This is a genomic window from Streptomyces sp. ISL-10 (assembly GCF_018614575.1).
Taxonomy (GTDB): Bacteria; Actinomycetota; Actinomycetes; order Streptomycetales; family Streptomycetaceae; genus Streptomyces.
In genome coordinates, this window is sequence record NZ_JAGGOJ010000035.1 from 1 (window position 1) to 16,755 (window position 16,755).

Here is a 16,755-nt window from a genome sequence, read left to right on the forward strand (position 1 = left end):
GCCGCCGGACACCGGCCGTCCGTGTGTCTGTGCGCGTGCTCCGGATCAGACGTCGCTGCCGCGGGCCAGCTCCCACAGCTGAAGGTCGGAGCTGGTGTTGAGCGCCCACTCGACGCCGGTGATGTCGTCCCGTGCGGCGACGTACTGCTTGCCCTGCCACAGCGGCAGCACCGGCACGTCGTTGGCGACGATCTCCTGGATCCGCTTGAAGGCGGGCGAGGCCGCGGTGCGGTCCGCCTCACGGCGCGACTGCGGGATGAGCTTGCGCGCCTCTTCGCTCACGTAGGGCGAGTTGAGGAAGTTGCCCTCGTCGAGGAACGGAGCGGTGTAGTTGTCCGGGTCCGGGAAGTCGGGGAACCAGCCGAGGCCGTACACGGCGTAGTCGCCGCGCTTCTGCGCCGGGCGGAACTTGGACCACTCGGTGCCCTTGACGGTGACATCGAAGAGCTTGCCGGCGTTCAGCTGATCGCGGATCGCCTCGAACTCCTTGGCCGTGCCGTCACCGTACTTGTCGGTGGTGTAGTTCAACTCCAGCTTGACGGGGGTGTCGATGCCCGCGTCGCTCAGGATGGCCGCGGCCTTCTTGCGGCTCGGCTCGCCGTACTTGTTGTAGAACGAGTTGGTGTGCGCGGCGATGCTCGTCGGGATCAGCGAGTAGAGCGGCTCGGCGGTGGAGCCGTAGACCTGGCCGGCGATCTGACCGCGGTCGATGACGGCCGCCATGGCCTGGCGCACGGCCTTGTCCTTCACCGACGGGTCGTCGGTGTTGAAGGCGAGGTAGCGGATCTCCAGGCCGGGGACCTCGGTGAGGGTGATGCCCTCCTTGGGGCTGGCGGACAGCTCCTCGATCTGCTCGGGGGACATGGCACGGGTCATCAGGTCGATGTCACCGGACTCGAGCGCCTTGCCCATGGCGTCGGCGTCGGCGAACGACCGCAGTTCGACCTCGTCGTTGCGGAGCTTGATGTCGCCCTTGTAGTGGGGGTTCTTGGTGAAGACGATCTTGGAGACGCGGTCCCCGTCCGTCTCGGCCCTGGCGGTGTACGGGCCGCTGCCGTCGACCTGGAAGCCCTCGCGGAGCTTCTTCCCGTCGTACTGCTTGGGGCTGACGATCGCGGCGACCGGCGTCGAGAGCTTGTACGGGAAGGTGGCGTCGGGCGTGGCGAGGTGGAAGATGATCTCGTCGTCGCCCTTGGTCTCGATGGTGTCGATGTTCGACAGAAGGGCGGCGGTGCCGTTGTCGGCGTCGATGTCGAGCACACGCTGGATGGAGAACTTGACGTCCTCGGCGGTCACCGGGGTGCCGTCGGCGAACTGCAGGCCGCTGCGAAGCTTGCAGCGGTAGCTCTCGCTCGCGTTGTCCGTGAAGGTGCAGGACTCGGCGGCGTCCGGGACGGGCTCACCGCCGCCGCGCGGCGGGTGCATCAGCGTCTGGAAGGTCTGGCGCAGGACGTTCCACGCGCCGGTGTCGTAGGCGTAGGCCGGGTCGAGCGGGGCGGGAGCGTCGGCGTTGGCTTCGAACTGGTCCGTGGTGCCCACGACAATGGCGTCACCGCCGCCCGACCCGCCGTCCGTACTGCCGCAGGCGACGAGCACAGGAGCGAGCAGGCCGATCGCGGCCAGCGGCACCAAAGTCTTGACGTTCATCGTGGACGTACTCCCTCATCCATCCGGCACTGGGATACAGCGATCTGTGGCGGTCACTCCGCCATCTCCGCCCGGTCGGGGCGGCTCGATCGGGCCGGGGATACAGAGCGATCGGTCCTGTGTTTCCGACGGCTTGATGGGCGGCGGGACACGAGGGTGAGGCGACGAAGTTCTCGCGATGAGATTAGTCGGCGACGCCAGGAAAGCGTGACCGGGACCGAGTTGGGGCGTAATCGCTGAGTGATCAGAGCGTCTGCGCGTAGTCGATCGGGACGCGGAGGATTCATGCACTCACAAGACAAACCGAACAGGCCGGGACGCCCGATCCCGGTCGAAGGGGACATCGGGCACCCGTCGGCTCAACGGCAGACAGCACTCACAGTGATCAACGTCACGCACGGGAACGCTTTGCCGATTACTGACCGGTCATACCAACGGTCACCCAAAAAGCACGGGCGACTGCTCTGAGTTTCCGTTCATTCGAAAAACACGGACCGTATACGCATCAGTTCGGTGATGTGATGAGGGTGCGCAGGAAAAGCAGGTCGACTTCTTCGAGTGACCGAACGACGAGTCTGCCCGCGGCAGGCGGGATCGGCGCCACCGAGGGCACGGCGACGACCCGGCAGCCCGCCGCCTCGGCGGCGGCCACTCCGGTCGCCGTGTCCTCGACGACCGCGCATCTCATCGGCTCGGCGCCGAGTCCCTGGGCGGCCAGCAGATAGGGGTCGGGGTGCGGCTTGGTGCGCGGCACCTCGTCACCGGCGACCGACAGCGCGAAGTACTGGGGGCCGAGCGAGGCGAGGACGCGGTCGATGATGCGGCGGTGGGAGGCGGAGACCAGCGCCGTGGGCACATTGTGCGCGGCGAGCTCGGCCAGCAGCCGCTCCGCTCCGGGCATCATCGGCACGCCGCGGGCGATCCGGTCCTCGAACTTGTCGTTGAGCAACACGGTCAGTTCGGCGAGGCTGATGTCGGCGCCCGTGGCCTCGATCAGGTACCCGGCACTGCGGGTCATGGGCCCGCCGACCACGACGTCGCGCCACGTCTCGTCCAGCCGGTGCCCGAGGTCGGCGAAGACCTCCACCTCGGCGTCCCACCAGAAGCCCTCGGTGTCGACGAGTGTGCCGTCCATGTCGAGGAAGACGGCCTGGAGCGCCGCCCCATCGGCCATACGGGTCAAGGACGCGGGGACCGTGCTGGTCATCGGCACACCTCCGGAAGGGACGAGCAGGCCGGCCACCTTTCCCCGCGGCTCTCCCGCAAGAACTGGTGACCGGCCTGCACTGGACCGACCAGTGTACGACTCGTCCGATCAGCGTGCGTTGAAATACTTTGCCTCGGGGTGGTGAATGACGATCGCGTCCGTGGACTGCTCCGGGTGCAGCTGGAACTCCTCGGACAGCTGTACGCCGATCCGCTCGGGCTGCAGCAGCTCCGCGATCTTGGCGCGGTCCTCCAGATCGGGGCAGGCGCCGTAGCCGAGGGAGAACCGGGCGCCGCGGTACTTCAGGGCGAACATGTCCTCGACGTCCGCGGGGTCCTCACCGCCGAAACCGAGCTCGGCGCGGACGCGGGCGTGCCAGTACTCGGCGAGGGCCTCGGCCAGCTGAACGGACAGCCCGTGCAGTTCGAGGTAGTCGCGGTAGGAGTCGGCCTCGAAGAGCTTGGCGGTCTCCTCGCCGATCCGGGAGCCGACGGTGACCACCTGGAGGCCGACGACATCCGTCTCACCGGACTCCTCGGGGCGGAAGAAGTCCGCGAGGCACAGCCTGCGGCCGCGGCGCTGGCGCGGGAAGGAGAAACGGGTCCGCTCGGAGCCGTCCTCGTTCAGCAGGATCAGGTCGTCGCCCTTGGACACGCAGGGGAAGTAGCCGTAGACGACGGCCGCCTCCAGCAGGTTCTGCGTGTGCAGCTGGTCCAGCCAGCCGCGCAGCCGCGGCCGTCCCTCGCTCTCCACGAGCTCCTCGTAGGAGGGCCCGTCGCCGGTGCGGGCCTGCTTGAGCCCCCACTGGCCCTTGAAGAGTGCGCCCTCGTCCAGCCAGGAGGCGTACTCCTTGAGCTGGATGCCCTTGACGACGCGAGTGCCCCAGAACGGCGGCTCGGGCACCCGGTTGTCGGTGGCCACGTCGGAGCGGACCGCGCCTTCCTGGGCGGGCTCCTCCACCAGCGCGGATGTCGTGGCACGCACCCGGCGCTGCTTGAGCTCGGGCAGGGCGGCACCGGGCACACCGCGCTTGACCGCGATGAGGGCGTCCATCAGGCGCAGGCCCTCGAAGGCGTCGCGGGCGTAGCGGACCTCGCCTTCGTAGATCTCGTGGAGGTCCTGCTCGACATACGCCCGGGTGAGGGCCGCGCCGCCGAGGATGACGGGGTAGTCGGCGGCCATCTTGCGCTGGTTGAGCTCCTCCAGGTTCTCCTTCATGATCACCGTGGACTTGACGAGCAGGCCGGACATGCCGATGACGTCGGCCCTGTACTCCTCCGCCGCCTCCAGGATCGCGGAGACCGGCTGCTTGATGCCCAGATTGACCACGTTGTAGCCGTTGTTGGACAGGATGATGTCGACCAGGTTCTTGCCGATGTCATGGACGTCGCCGCGCACCGTGGCCAGGACGATGGTGCCCTTGCCCTCGTCGTCGGTCTTCTCCATGTGCGGTTCGAGGTGGGCCACCGCGGTCTTCATCACCTCGGCCGACTGCAGCACGAACGGCAGCTGCATCTGGCCGGACCCGAAGAGTTCACCGACGACCTTCATGCCGTCCAGCAGCGTGTCGTTGACGATGTCGAGAGCGGGCCGGTCGCGCAGCGCCTCGTCCAGGTCCGCCTCGAGGCCGTTCTTCTCGCCGTCGATGATGCGCCTCTTGAGGCGCTCGTCCAGGGGCAGGGCGAGCAGCTCCTCCGCCTTTCCGGCCTTCATCGACTTGGTGTTGACGCCCTCGAACAGCGCCATCAGCTTCTGCAGCGGGTCGTAGCCCTCACTGCGCCGGTCGTAGATCAGGTCGAGCGCCGTGGTGACCTGCTCCTCGTCGAAGCGGGCGATCGGCAGGATCTTGGAGGCGTGCACGATCGCCGAGTCCAGACCCGCCTTCACGCACTCGTCGAGGAAGACGGAGTTGAGCAGGATCCGGGCGGCCGGGTTGAGACCGAAGGAGATGTTCGACAGACCGAGCGTGGTCTGCACCTCGGGATGACGCCTCTTCAGTTCCCTGATGGCCTCGATGGTGTTGGCGCCATCCTTGCGGGACTCCTCCTGGCCCGTGCAGATCGTGAACGTCAGCGTGTCGATGAGGATGTCCGACTCGTGGATGCCCCAATTGCCGGTCAGGTCGGCGATGATCCGCTCGGCGACCGCCACCTTGTGCTCGACGCTGCGGGCCTGGCCCTCCTCGTCGATCGTCAGCGCGATCAGCGCGGCACCGTGCTCCTGGGCCAGGCGCGTCACCTTCGCGAAACGCGAATTTGGACCGTCACCGTCCTCGTAGTTCACGGAGTTGATGACGGCGCGCCCGCCCAGCTTCTCCAGGCCCGCCCGGATGACGTCGACCTCGGTGGAGTCCAGCACGATCGGCAGCGTCGACGCGGTGGCGAACCGGCCCGCCAGCTCCTCCATGTCCGCCACGCCGTCCCGGCCGACGTAGTCGACACACAGGTCGAGCATGTGGGCGCCCTCGCGGATCTGGTCGCGGGCCATCTCCACACAGTCGTCCCAGCGGCCTTCCAGCATCGCCTCACGGAACTTCTTCGAGCCGTTCGCGTTCGTCCGCTCGCCGATCGCCATGTACGCGGTGTCCTGCCGGAACGGCACCGTCTGGTACAGCGACGCGGCACCCGGCTCCGGTCGCGGATCACGGACCCCCGGCTCCATGCCGCGCACCCGCTCCACAACCTGGCGCAGATGCTCCGGCGTCGTACCGCAGCAGCCGCCGACCAGCGAAAGGCCGTACTCGCGGACGAACGTCTCCTGGGCGTCGGCGAGCTCGGGCGCCGTCAGCGGGTAGTGGGCCCCATCCTTGCCGAGGACCGGCAGCCCCGCGTTCGGCATGCAGGACAGCGGGACGCGGGAGTGGCGGGCGAGGTAGCGCAGGTGCTCGCTCATCTCGGCCGGCCCGGTCGCGCAGTTCAGGCCGATCATATCGATGCCCAGCGGCTCCAGCGCGGTCAGCGCCGCGCCGATCTCCGAGCCGAGCAGCATGGTGCCGGTCGTCTCGACCGTCACGGAGCAGATCAGGGGCAGGCTGGTGCCCGTGGCGTCCAGCGCGCGGCGGGCACCGAGGATCGCTGCCTTGGTCTGGAGCAGGTCCTGGGTCGTCTCGACGAGCAGGGCGTCGGCGCCGCCGGCGATCATGCCCTCGGCGTTCTGCTGGTACGCGTCGCGCAGCGCCGTGTAGGGCGCGTGGCCGAGGGTCGGCAGCTTGGTGCCCGGGCCCATGGAACCCAGTACCCAGCGCTGCTGCCCGGTCGAGGCCGTGAACTCGTCCGCGACCTCGCGGGCGAGGCGGGCGCCCGCCTCCGACAGCTCGAAGACGCGCTCGGGAATGTCGTACTCCCCCAGCGCCGCGAGGTTCGCGCCGAAGGTGTTCGTCTCGACGCAGTCGACGCCGACCTCGAAGTAGGCCTCGTGGACCGAGCGGACGATGTCGGGTCGCGTGACGTTGAGGACCTCGTTGCAGCCCTCGAGGTTCTCGAAGTCCTCAAGGCTCGGGTCCTGGGCCTGGAGCATCGTGCCCATCGCACCGTCGGCCACCACCACGCGGGTGGCGAGCGCGTCGCGCAGTGCGTCGATTCGGGTCCGGCTGTCAGCGGAAGGGGTCGGCGACGAGGCCATGGAATGTGCTCCCTGGGATGCGACGGCTGTCGGCTTTGCGACTTCCGGTGGAAGACGCACCCAGCCAGAGTAGCCGTGCGCCCCTTCCCGCGCGGAGGTGTCCCACGACGCGGACGAAACCGCACCATCCGGGTTTTGGTCGGTAGACCGGTGGGGGGATACTCACTCTGCGATGACCTAGGTCGGCATGGACCGATAGTGTTCAGCATTGTCGAATCCCGCTTGTCGAACCCAGCTCGTCGAGCCGCAGTGAAGAAGGGCCGATCCGATGGCGAAGAACATTCAGTCCCTGGAGCGCGCCGCGGCGATGCTGCGGCTGCTCGCGGGCGGCGAGCGCCGGCTGGGACTGTCGGACATCGCTTCCTCACTGGACCTGGCCAAGGGAACGGCCCACGGCATACTGCGCACGCTTCAGGCAGAGGGCTTCGTGGAGCAGGACACCGCCTCCGGCCGTTACCAGCTGGGAGCAGAACTGCTGCGGCTCGGCAACAGCTACCTGGACGTGCACGAACTACGGGCGCGCGCCCTCGTCTGGACCGACGACCTCGCGCGCTCCAGCGGCGAGAGCGTGCATCTCGGTGTACTGCACCAGCACGGCGTCCTCATCGTCCACCATGTCTTCCGGCCCGACGACAGCCGCCAGGTGCTGGAGGTCGGGGCCATGCAGCCGCTGCACTCCACGGCTCTGGGCAAGGTGCTCGCGGCGTACGACCCCGTGGCCCACACCGAGGCGATCGAGGCCGAGCGCAAGGCGTTCACCCCGCAGACGGTGACCGCGCCCGACGCCTTCGAGACCGTACTGGACCACACAAGGGCCCGCGGCTGGGCGGCCGACGTGGAGGAGACCTGGCAGGGCGTGGCCGCGGTGGCCGCCCCCATCCACGACCGGCGGCGCATGCCCGTCGGCGCGGTGGCCATCACGGGCGCCGTGGAGCGGGTCTGCGACGGCCCCGGCGAGCTGCGGTCCGAGCTGGTGGCCGCGGTGCGGGACTGTGCCCGCGCGGTCTCGCGCGACCTCGGCGCCGGGCGCTTCTGAGCGCCTGCGCGCATCATCGGGTAACGATCCGGTTTTCGGCCAACCCAACTCTTGACGTCGTGTTAACGGGGGACAAAACTGCCGTTCACCGGTCGGCATTGTCGAACACCAAACGGCAATAAACGCTAGGGTGTGACAACGCCAGGCCGGAAAACGCCCTCACCTGAGGGCGCGGACCACCGGAGGGACCCGGGGTTCGCCTTCCCCTGGACGAAGGACAAAGGAGTCGCGGGTGTCCAACTCCGACATCTTCATCGGCGAGATCATCGGTACCGCCGTACTCATCCTGCTCGGTGGCGGCGTGGTCGCCGCCGTCGTACTCAAGCGCTCGAAGGCGCAGAACGCCGGCTGGCTGGCCATCACCTTCGGGTGGGGATTCGCGGTCATGACCGCGGTCTACATGACGGGTGCCCTCTCGGGCGCCCACCTCAACCCGGCCGTCACCCTCGGCATCGCGATCAAGGACAACGACTGGGGCAACGTCCCGGTCTACATCGCCGGACAGCTGCTCGGCGCCATGATCGGCGCCACCCTGGTCTGGATCGCCTACTACGGCCAGTTCCAGGCGCACCTGACCGACCCCGAGATCGTGACCGACCCGGCCGAGAAGGCAATCGAGGGGCCGCACGACGGGAGCGCCGCCAAGGCCGGCCCTGTCCTCGGCGTCTTCTCCACCGGCCCCGAGGTCCGCAGCGTCTGGCAGAACCTCGCCACCGAGATCATCGGCACGATAGTGCTTGTCCTTGCCGTGCTCACCCAGGGCCTCAACAACAGCGGCAAGGGCCTCGGCCCGATCGGCGGACTGATCGTCGCCCTCGCCGTCGTCGGCATCGGTCTCTCGCTCGGCGGCCCCACCGGCTACGCCATCAACCCCGCCCGTGACCTCGGCCCGCGCATCGTGCACGCGCTGCTCCCGCTCCCGAACAAGGGCGGCTCCGACTGGAGCTACGCCTGGATCCCCGTCGCCGGTCCCCTGATCGGTGCGGCCATCGCCGCGGGTATCTACAACGTCGCGTTCGCCTGAGCCGTATCAGCAGCACGAGCCGTATTCCCCGAGACCTGAGCAGGAGCACACCGTGACCGACGCACACACCACCGGCCCGTTCATCGCGGCCATCGACCAGGGCACCACCTCCAGCCGCTGCATCGTCTTCGACAAGGACGGGCGCATCGTCTCCGTCGACCAGAAGGAGCACGAGCAGATCTTCCCCAAGCCGGGCTGGGTGGAGCACGACGCCGCCGAGATCTGGACCAACGTCCAGGAGGTCGTGGCCGGAGCCATCGACAAGGCCGGCATCACCTCCGCCGACGTCAAGGCCATCGGCATCACCAACCAGCGCGAGACGACGCTGCTGTGGGACAAGAACACCGGCGAACCTGTCCACAACGCCATCGTCTGGCAGGACACCCGCACCGACGCCCTGTGCAAGGACCTCGGCCGCAACGTGGGCCAGGACCGCTTCCGCCGTGAGACCGGCCTGCCGCTGGCCTCGTACTTCGCCGGGCCGAAGGCCCGCTGGCTGCTCGACAACGTCGAGGGGCTGCGGGAGCGCGCCGAGCGCGGCGAGATCCTCTTCGGCACCATGGACTCCTGGGTCATCTGGAACCTGACGGGTGGAGTCGACGGCGGTGTGCACGTCACCGACGTCACCAACGCCTCCCGCACCATGCTGATGAACCTGCACACCATGGAGTGGGACGAGAAGATCCTTCAGTCCATGGAGGTGCCGGCGGCGATCCTGCCGGAGATCCGCTCCTCCGCCGAGGTCTACGGCCTCGCCAAGGGCGGCGCACTGGACGGCATCCCGGTCGCCTCCGCGCTGGGCGACCAGCAGGCGGCCCTGTTCGGCCAGACCTGCTTCTCGCAGGGCGAGGCCAAGTCCACGTACGGCACCGGCACCTTCATGCTGATGAACACCGGTAACGAGCCCGTCAACTCCTACAACGGCCTGCTGACCACCGTCGGATACCGCATCGGCGACCAGAAGGCGGTGTACGCCCTGGAGGGCTCGATCGCCGTCACCGGTTCGCTGGTGCAGTGGATGCGCGACCAGATGGGCCTGATCAACTCCGCCGCCGAGATCGAGACCCTCGCCTCCTCGGTCGAGGACAACGGCGGTGCCTACTTCGTGCCGGCCTTCTCCGGTCTGTTCGCCCCGTACTGGCGCTCCGACGCTCGCGGTGTGATCGCCGGACTGACCCGGTACGTCACCAAGGCGCACATCGCGCGCGCCGTTCTCGAGGCCACCGCCTGGCAGACCCGTGAGATCACCGACGCCATGACGAAGGACTCCGGCGTCGAGCTCACCGCGCTCAAGGTCGACGGCGGCATGACCTCCAACAACCTGCTGATGCAGACCCTCTCGGACTTCCTGGACGCCCCTGTGGTGCGCCCGATGGTCGCCGAGACGACCTGCCTCGGCGCCGCCTACGCCGCCGGCCTGGCCGTCGGCTTCTGGCCGGACACCGACGCGCTGCGCGCCAACTGGCGCAGGGCCGCCGAGTGGACCCCCCGCATGGACGCTGACAAGCGTGACAGCGAGTACAAGAGCTGGCTCAAGGCCGTGGAGCGGACCATGGGCTGGCTCGACGAGGAAAACTGACGAGGAGCAATGATGACCACCCTGCAGAGCGTCCCTGACCACGGGACGCACCCGGCCTCCGGCTCGACGGTGTCCTCCTTCAAGGCAGCGAGCCGCGCCGAGACCCGGGAGCAGCTCTCCACGGCGACGTACGACCTCCTGGTGATCGGCGGCGGCATCCTGGGCATCTCCACCGCCTGGCATGCGGCGCAGTCCGGGCTGCGGGTGGCTCTGGTGGACGCCGGCGACTTCGCCGGCGCCACCTCCTCCGCCTCCTCCAAGCTGCTCCACGGCGGTCTGCGCTACCTGCAGACCGGCGCGGTGAAGCTGGTCGCGGAGAACCACTTCGAGCGGCGTGCGGTCTCCCGCCAGGTGGCGCCGCACCTGGCGAACCCGCTCACCTTCTACCTGCCCGTCTACAAGGGCGGCCCGCACGGTGCCGCCAAGCTCGGGGCCGGTGTCTTCGCCTACTCCGCGCTCTCCGCGTTCGGTGACGGCGTCGGCCACCTGCTCGGCCCGGCGAAGGCCGCGGCGGACGTGCCCGAACTGCGCACCGACAACCTCAAGGCCGTCGCGGTCTACGGCGACGACCAGATGAACGACGCGCGCATGGCGCTGATGACGGTCCGTGCGGCCGTCGAGGCCGGGGCGACCGTCCTCAACCACGCCGAGGTCACCGGGCTTCGCTTCACCCGTGGCCGGGTCACCGGCGCGGAGCTCAAGGACCGCACCAACGGCACCGAGTTCGGCGTCGACGCCCGCCTGGTGCTCAACGCGACCGGCCCGTGGGTCGACCACCTGCGCCGGATGGAGGACCCGAACGCGGCTCCCTCCATCCGTCTGTCGAAGGGCGCGCACCTGGTCCTCAAGCGCACCTCCCCGTGGAAGGCCGCGCTCGCCACTCCGATCGACAAGTACCGCATCACGTTCGCCCTGCCCTGGGAGGACATGCTGCTGCTCGGTACGACGGACGAGGAGTTCGAGGGCGACCCGGCGGACGTCGCGGTCAACGAGAAGGACGTCACCCAGATCCTGGACGAGGCCGCGTTCTCGATCCGCGACCAGCAGCTGTCGCGCGATCTGATCACGTACTCCTTCGCCGGTCTGCGCGTCCTGCCGGGCGGCCCCGGCGACACGTCCAAGGCCAAGCGGGAGACCGTCGTCACCGAGGGCAGCGGCGGCATGCTGTCGGTGGCCGGCGGCAAGTGGACGACCTTCCGCCACATCGGCCGCACGGTGATGAACAAGCTGGCCGAGCTGCCGGGCAGGCCGCTCGCGGAGGACATGGAGCCGATCGCGCAGCTGCCGAAGAAGCTGCCGCTGCCCGGCATCGCCAACCCGAACGCCGTCGCGCACCGTCTCCTCGTCGACGGCGGTACGCCCGGCCCGCGCATGGCGGCCGACACCGCCCGCCACCTCGCCACGCACTACGGCTCGCTGTCGTTCGACATAGCCCGTATGGCGAGCGAGGACCCGGCGCTGGCCGAACGCATCCACCCGGACGCCCCGGAGATCTGGGCGCAGGTCGTGTACGCGCGTGACCACGAGTGGGCCGAGACGGCGGACGACGTGCTGCGCCGCCGTACGACGCTCACGATCCGGGGACTCGCGACGGACGAGATCCGCGGAAGGGTCGAGGACGTCCTCGGCAAGAAGTAGCCACACGGCACATGTGGGGGCGGCGCACCTGAGGTGCGCCGCCCCTGCCGCTGTCAGGAGTTGAGCTCCTCCAGCGTTCTGCCCTTGGTCTCGACGGCGAGCAGGGCGACGACCGCGCCCACCGCCGCAACAGCGGCGAACTGCGCGAAGATCAGGCTCAGGCTGCCGCCCGCGCCGAGGATCGCTCCCACGGTGACCGGGCCGAGGATGACCCCGAGGCGGTTCCACAGACCGCCGAACGCGGCGCCCTTGGCACGGTTGCGGGTCGGGTAGAGCTCGGGCGAGTACAGGTAGAGCCCGGTGTTGACCGCGTAGAGGAAGAAGGTCGTGCCCGACGCGAAGAGCGCGACCTGGGAGCCGGAGGTGCCGCCGGCCAGGGCCAGCGTTCCGAGGACGACCGTGCTGCCGCCCAGCGCGGCGACGAGGGCCGGTCTGCGACCCGTCCGGTCGATCACCAGCGCGACGAGGAGCGTGCCGAGCAGCCCGGTGACGTTGCTCAGCAGGGTGTAGCCGAGGGCGGTGGACAGGTCGAGGCCGAAGTTCTGGGTGTAGAGGGACGGCAGCCAGGTGGAGATGCCGTGGTTGACGTAGTACGCGACGAACCAGAGCACGGAGACGACCGCCGTCCGGCGCAGGTAGCGGCCCGCGAACAGTTCACGAAGGCGCCCCTGCGAGGACTCCTCGGCCTGCACGGCGAGCACCGGGGCGGGCAGCGGCCCCCGCGTGGCGTGAACGACCTCGGCCTCGATGCGTGCCATGGCCCGCTCCGCCTCCTCCACGCGGCCCCGGGCGAGCAGCCAGCGCGGGGACTCGGCCACGTGCCGCGGCAGCAGTGCGGCGAACAGGACGGGCACGGTGCCGATGAGGAACATCGCACGCCAGCCGAGATGGGGCACCACCCACACGGCGACGAGGGTGGCCGTCGCCAGGCCGGCCGGGAAGACCGCCTCGTACAGGAGCACGAACCGGCCGCGCCTGTCGGAGCGTGCGATCTCGTTGATGTACGTGGCGGCCACGGGGACGACGCCGCCGATGCCGATGCCCTGGACGAAGCGGAACAGCGAGAAGATCTCGACGCCGCCGGCGAAGGCGACGGCCAGTGAGGCGAGACCCGTCACGGCGACTCCGAGGGCGACCGTGCGCACGCGCCCGATCCGGTCGCCGAGCCAGCCGGCCACGAGCGCGCCGATGAGCATGCCGACCGAGGACGCCGTCAGCGCGACGGTGGCCTGTCCCGTCGTCAGGTGCCACTCGCTCCTCAGGGCGGGGAGCGCGGAGGCGGCCAGCAGTTGGTCGAACGCCTCGAAGAACGTGACGGCTCCGATCAGGAACCGGACTTTGACGTGCCAGCGCGAGTGAGGAAGTCGCTCCAGCCGCGCGGCTGTCGAGGAGGAGGCAGGCGCGGCGGCCACAGTCGTCATGAGGTTTCCTTCCCCCAACGGTGAGGCGCGGGACAGGGAGGCAGCGGACTTCGTCACCTTCTGGCGACGGCCCTGCCGACCGGCGGACGACCGGGCGGGGAGAGGCCGTGCCCAAGGATGGTCGCAGGCGGCATAATCGGTCTATACATCGGAGGTATGGAGGTCCCCGTGGCTGTCACCGACGAGGCCATCCAGAAGATCAAGGGGATGATCGTCTCCGGCGCGCTCCGCCCGGGCGACCGGCTCCCCAAGGAGAGCGAGCTGGCCGCGGAGCTGGGCCTGTCGCGGAACTCGCTGCGCGAGGCGGTGCGGGCGCTCTCCCTGATCCGCATCCTCGACGTGCGACAGGGCGACGGCACGTATGTGACGAGCCTCGACCCGCAACTGCTCCTGGAAGCACTGAGCTTCGTCGTCGACTTCCACCGGGACGACACGGTGCTGGAGTTCCTCGCGGTGCGGCGCATTCTGGAGCCGGCGGCCACAGCAATGGCGGCGGCGCGGATCAGCGAGGCCGAACTGGACGCCCTCGGCGAGCAGTTGGACGCGCTGGGGCCGCAGCCGTCGGTGGAAGAACTGGTCGCGGCGGACCTGGAGTTCCACCGCGGCATCGTCCAGTCCTCGGGGAACGCGGTGCTGTGCTCCCTGCTGGACGGCCTGTCCGGCCCCACGACCCGGGCCGGCATCTGGCGCGGCCTGACCCAGGAGGACGCGGTGAGCCGCACGCTCCATGAACACCGCGCGATCCTGTCGGCCCTGCGGGATCGCGACGCGGAGGCGGCGCGGTCGTGGGCGATGGTGCATGTGGCGGGCGTGGAGCAGCGGCTGCGGTCGACGCTGTAGCGCGCTTCCCCACCGGGGGCCGGCGCCTTGATTTCTCGTTGAGCCCGCGACGCGGGCGGCGTCGATCTCCACGAAGTCGACGGCCCCGGCCTGCCCTATGGCGAGAAAAACATCGGACCTCCCATGAACATCGGACGTATAGCGTTGCCATGACGACGCAGTCCACGGTCGGGGCACGATTTCCGGCGCACAGCTCGGATGAATAAGTGGCCTGATGTTCGCACTCCCCGGCATCTGCCCCGTTCCGAGAAGTTCACCCGGGCGTGCAAGGGGGCTGCGGGCGGGCACCCGGTAAGCCGTAAGGTTGGGACGTACTAAAGGGAACTTCGGAAGGAGGCCTGGGTGATCGAGCTCGAGGGGGTACCCGAGCTGATCGACCCGGTCATGGTGGCCGCGTTCGAGGGCTGGAACGACGCCGGCGACGCCGCCTCCACCGCGGTCGCTCACCTGGACCGGGAATGGAAGGGCGAGGTGTTCGCGGCGCTCGACGCCGAGGACTACTACGACTTCCAGGTCAACCGGCCCACGGTGTGGCTGGACAGCGGCGTACGGAAGATCACCTGGCCCACCACCCGGCTCTCCGTCGTCCGCATCGGCGGCGACAAGCCGCGCGACCTGGTCCTGGTCCGGGGCATCGAACCGTCCATGCGCTGGCGTTCGTTCTGCAACGAGATCCTGGGGTTCGCCCACGAGCTCGGCGTCGAGATGGTCGTGATCCTCGGCGCGCTGCTCGGCGACACCCCGCACACGCGGCCGGTCCCTGTCAGCGGCATCACCTCCGACCCGGAGCTGGCGCGGACGATGGACCTGGAGGAGACGCGCTACGAAGGGCCGACCGGCATCGTGGGCATCCTCCAGGAGGCGTGCACCCACGCCGGCGTGCCGGCGGTGAGCCTGTGGGCCGCGGTCCCGCACTACGTGTCCCAGCCGCCCAACCCCAAGGCCACGCTGGCGCTGCTGAACCGCCTGGAGGACCTGATCGACCTGCGCATCCCCCTGGGCGAACTCCCCGAGGACGCACGGGCCTGGCAGCTGGGCGTGGACCAACTGGCCGCCGAGGACAGCGAGGTGGCCGAGTACGTGCAGACGCTGGAGGAGGCGCGGGACACCGCCGAGCTGCCCGAGGCGTCCGGCGAGGCCATCGCCCGCGAGTTCGAGCGCTATCTGCGGCGGCGCGACGGTGGCCCCGGCTCCGGCCACGCCACCGACGGGGGCGAGGGCAGCTCGTACCTGCGCGACACCTCCAGCGGGCGCACCCGCCCGCCGGCGCCGCCCCGGTCGGAGCCGGGGCCCGCGGAGCCCGGTGCCGAGCCGCCGGAGGCGGACCGTGAGGACGACGACGGCGAGGCGACGGGGTCGTCCGAGGACTGAGGGACACGCGCAGCGGGGTGGCACCGGGCCGGTGCCACCCCGCTGCGCGTTGCGCCGCTCACACCCGGTCGACGGCCACCACGTCGTACTCGGTGTCGTCGACCGGCAGCCGGTGGAGCTGGGGCTGCACGGCCGAGGGCCTTACAGCGCGACGCCCAGCAGAGCGTCGACAGCGCGGGACGCCAGCCCGGGAGCGCCTTCGTCCGTGCCGCCCTCGGACTGCTGGCGTGCTGCCCAGCGGTCCACCGCGGCCAGCGCGGCGGGGGCGTCGAGGTCGTTCGCGAGCGCCTCGCGGATCTCCTCGACCAGGGTGTCCGCGGACGGGCCGTCGGGCCGCGAGACGGCCGCGCGCCAGCGCCCGAGCCGCTCGACCGCGTCCCGCAGCACGCTGTCCGTCCACTCCCAGTCGGCCCGGTAGTGGTGCGAGAGCAGGGCGAGCCGGATCGCGGCGGGGTCGACGCCGTCACGGCGCAGCGCGGAGACGAAGACGAGGTTGCCCTTGGATTTGGACATCTTCTCGCCGTGGAGGGCCACCATGCCCGCGTGGACGTAGGCCTTGGCGAAGGGGTGCTCGCCGGTGAGCGCCTGCGCGTGCGAGGCGCCCATCTCGTGGTGCGGGAAGGCGAGGTCGGAGCCGCCGCCCTGCACGTCGAAGCCCATGCCGAGGTGGTCCAGGGCGATGGCCACGCACTCGATGTGCCAGCCGGGCCTGCCGCGACCGAGACTGGCGCCGTCCCAGCTGGGCTCGCCCTTTCGGGCGGCCATCCACAGCATGGGGTCGAGGGGGTTCTTCTTGCCCGGGCGGTCCGGGTCGCCGCCGCGCTCCGCGGACAGCAGGCGCATCGCCTCGGCGTCGAGGCGGGAGACCTCGCCGAAGTGCGGGTCCGCCTCCACGGAGAAGTAGATGTCGCCTTCGAGTTCATAGGCGGCGCCGGCGTCCCTGAGCCGTTCCACCAGCGGAACGATGCCCGGTATCGCCTCGACGGCACCGATGTAGTGCTGCGGGGGAAGCATCCGCAGCGCGGTCATGTCCTCGCGGAACAGCGCCGTTTCGCGCTCGGCGAGCTCGGTCCAGTCGTGCCCGTCGCGGATCGCGCGCTCGAGCAGCGGATCGTCGACGTCCGTCACGTTCTGGACGTAGTGAACCTGCCGCTTGGTGTCGAGCCACACGCGCTGCACAAGGTCGAACGCGTTGTAGGTCGCCGCGTGACCCAGGTGGGTCGCGTCGTACGGTGTGATGCCGCAGACGTAGATACGGGCGACGGGACCGGGGTCAAGGGTCACCAGACCGTCGGTCGCGGTGTCGTGGATCCGGAGGTCGCGGCCCTTGCCGGGCAGGGCGGGGACCTCAGAAGCGGGCCAGGCATGCAT

Annotated in this window: 11 protein-coding genes; 6 read left to right on the forward strand and 5 right to left on the reverse strand. The window is 69.6% G+C overall.

Annotation, left to right across the window (positions count from 1 at the left end; genetic code table 11):
* Positions 1 to 45: 45 nt before the first annotated feature.
* The 3 genes from J7E88_RS30840 to metH all read right to left on the reverse strand — a co-directional run bounded on the left by J7E88_RS30840 (position 46) and on the right by metH (position 6,475).
* Positions 46 to 1,647: an ABC transporter substrate-binding protein gene (locus J7E88_RS30840; protein WP_215186740.1), complete on the reverse strand. Its 1,602-nt coding sequence runs from the start codon at positions 1,645 to 1,647 to the stop codon at positions 46 to 48.
* Between the two features lie 505 nt (positions 1,648 to 2,152).
* The gene (locus tag J7E88_RS30845) at positions 2,153 to 2,854 is read right to left on the reverse strand and encodes an HAD family phosphatase (RefSeq protein ID WP_215186741.1); all 702 of its coding nucleotides are present in this window, start codon (positions 2,852 to 2,854) and stop codon (positions 2,153 to 2,155) included.
* Positions 2,855 to 2,962: 108 nt separating this feature from the next.
* A complete protein-coding gene (gene metH, locus J7E88_RS30850) occupies positions 2,963 to 6,475 on the reverse strand; it encodes a methionine synthase (RefSeq protein WP_215186742.1) in 3,513 nt (1,170 codons plus the stop codon).
* Positions 6,476 to 6,743: 268 nt separating this feature from the next.
* Here metH and J7E88_RS30855 point away from each other — a divergent pair, with 268 nt between their 5' ends.
* The 4 genes from J7E88_RS30855 to J7E88_RS30870 all read left to right on the forward strand — a co-directional run bounded on the left by J7E88_RS30855 (position 6,744) and on the right by J7E88_RS30870 (position 11,752).
* Positions 6,744 to 7,511, forward strand: a complete 768-nt coding sequence (locus J7E88_RS30855; RefSeq protein WP_215186743.1) for an IclR family transcriptional regulator — start codon at positions 6,744 to 6,746, stop codon at positions 7,509 to 7,511.
* 232 nt (positions 7,512 to 7,743) lie between these two features.
* Entirely contained in the window at positions 7,744 to 8,535 is a 792-nt protein-coding gene (locus J7E88_RS30860) for an MIP/aquaporin family protein (protein WP_215186744.1), read from the forward strand.
* 52 nt (positions 8,536 to 8,587) lie between these two features.
* Complete coding sequence (glpK, locus tag J7E88_RS30865) at positions 8,588 to 10,114, forward strand: glycerol kinase GlpK (protein WP_215186745.1); 1,527 nt, start codon at positions 8,588 to 8,590, stop codon at positions 10,112 to 10,114.
* 12 nt (positions 10,115 to 10,126) lie between these two features.
* Complete coding sequence (locus J7E88_RS30870; protein ID WP_215186855.1) at positions 10,127 to 11,752, forward strand: glycerol-3-phosphate dehydrogenase/oxidase; 1,626 nt, start codon at positions 10,127 to 10,129, stop codon at positions 11,750 to 11,752.
* A gap of 53 nt (positions 11,753 to 11,805) precedes the next feature.
* Here the strand turns inward: J7E88_RS30870 and J7E88_RS30875 are convergent, their stop codons facing one another.
* Positions 11,806 to 13,173 (reverse strand): MFS transporter, encoded by a 1,368-nt coding sequence (locus J7E88_RS30875; protein ID WP_215186746.1) that lies wholly within the window; start codon positions 13,171 to 13,173, stop codon positions 11,806 to 11,808.
* A gap of 168 nt (positions 13,174 to 13,341) precedes the next feature.
* On the opposite strand from J7E88_RS30875, the gene J7E88_RS30880 reads away from it, so the two are divergent.
* The gene (locus tag J7E88_RS30880; protein ID WP_215186747.1) at positions 13,342 to 14,013 is read left to right on the forward strand and encodes a FadR/GntR family transcriptional regulator; all 672 of its coding nucleotides are present in this window, start codon (positions 13,342 to 13,344) and stop codon (positions 14,011 to 14,013) included.
* Between the two features lie 342 nt (positions 14,014 to 14,355).
* Complete coding sequence (locus tag J7E88_RS30885) at positions 14,356 to 15,384, forward strand: PAC2 family protein (protein WP_215186748.1); 1,029 nt, start codon at positions 14,356 to 14,358, stop codon at positions 15,382 to 15,384.
* A 141-nt stretch (positions 15,385 to 15,525) separates the two neighbouring features.
* On the opposite strand, the gene mshC is transcribed toward J7E88_RS30885, so the two are convergent.
* Positions 15,526 to 16,755, reverse strand: a complete 1,230-nt coding sequence (gene mshC / locus J7E88_RS30890) for a cysteine--1-D-myo-inosityl 2-amino-2-deoxy-alpha-D-glucopyranoside ligase (RefSeq protein WP_215186749.1) — start codon at positions 16,753 to 16,755, stop codon at positions 15,526 to 15,528.

What these genes read in the sequence shown, in the direction of transcription:
- J7E88_RS30840 (WP_215186740.1), bottom strand. Translation starts at nt 1,647, where the DNA reads ATGAACGTCAAGACTTTGGTGCCGCTGGCCGCGATCGGCCTGCTCGCT.
- J7E88_RS30845 (WP_215186741.1), bottom strand. Translation starts at nt 2,854, where the DNA reads ATGACCAGCACGGTCCCCGCGTCCTTGACCCGTATGGCCGATGGGGCG.
- metH (WP_215186742.1), bottom strand. Translation starts at nt 6,475, where the DNA reads ATGGCCTCGTCGCCGACCCCTTCCGCTGACAGCCGGACCCGAATCGAC.
- J7E88_RS30855 (WP_215186743.1), top strand. Translation starts at nt 6,744, where the DNA reads ATGGCGAAGAACATTCAGTCCCTGGAGCGCGCCGCGGCGATGCTGCGG.
- J7E88_RS30870 (WP_215186855.1), top strand. Translation starts at nt 10,127, where the DNA reads ATGACCACCCTGCAGAGCGTCCCTGACCACGGGACGCACCCGGCCTCC.
- J7E88_RS30875 (WP_215186746.1), bottom strand. Translation starts at nt 13,173, where the DNA reads ATGACGACTGTGGCCGCCGCGCCTGCCTCCTCCTCGACAGCCGCGCGG.
- mshC (WP_215186749.1), bottom strand. Translation starts at nt 16,755, where the DNA reads ATGCATGCCTGGCCCGCTTCTGAGGTCCCCGCCCTGCCCGGCAAGGGC.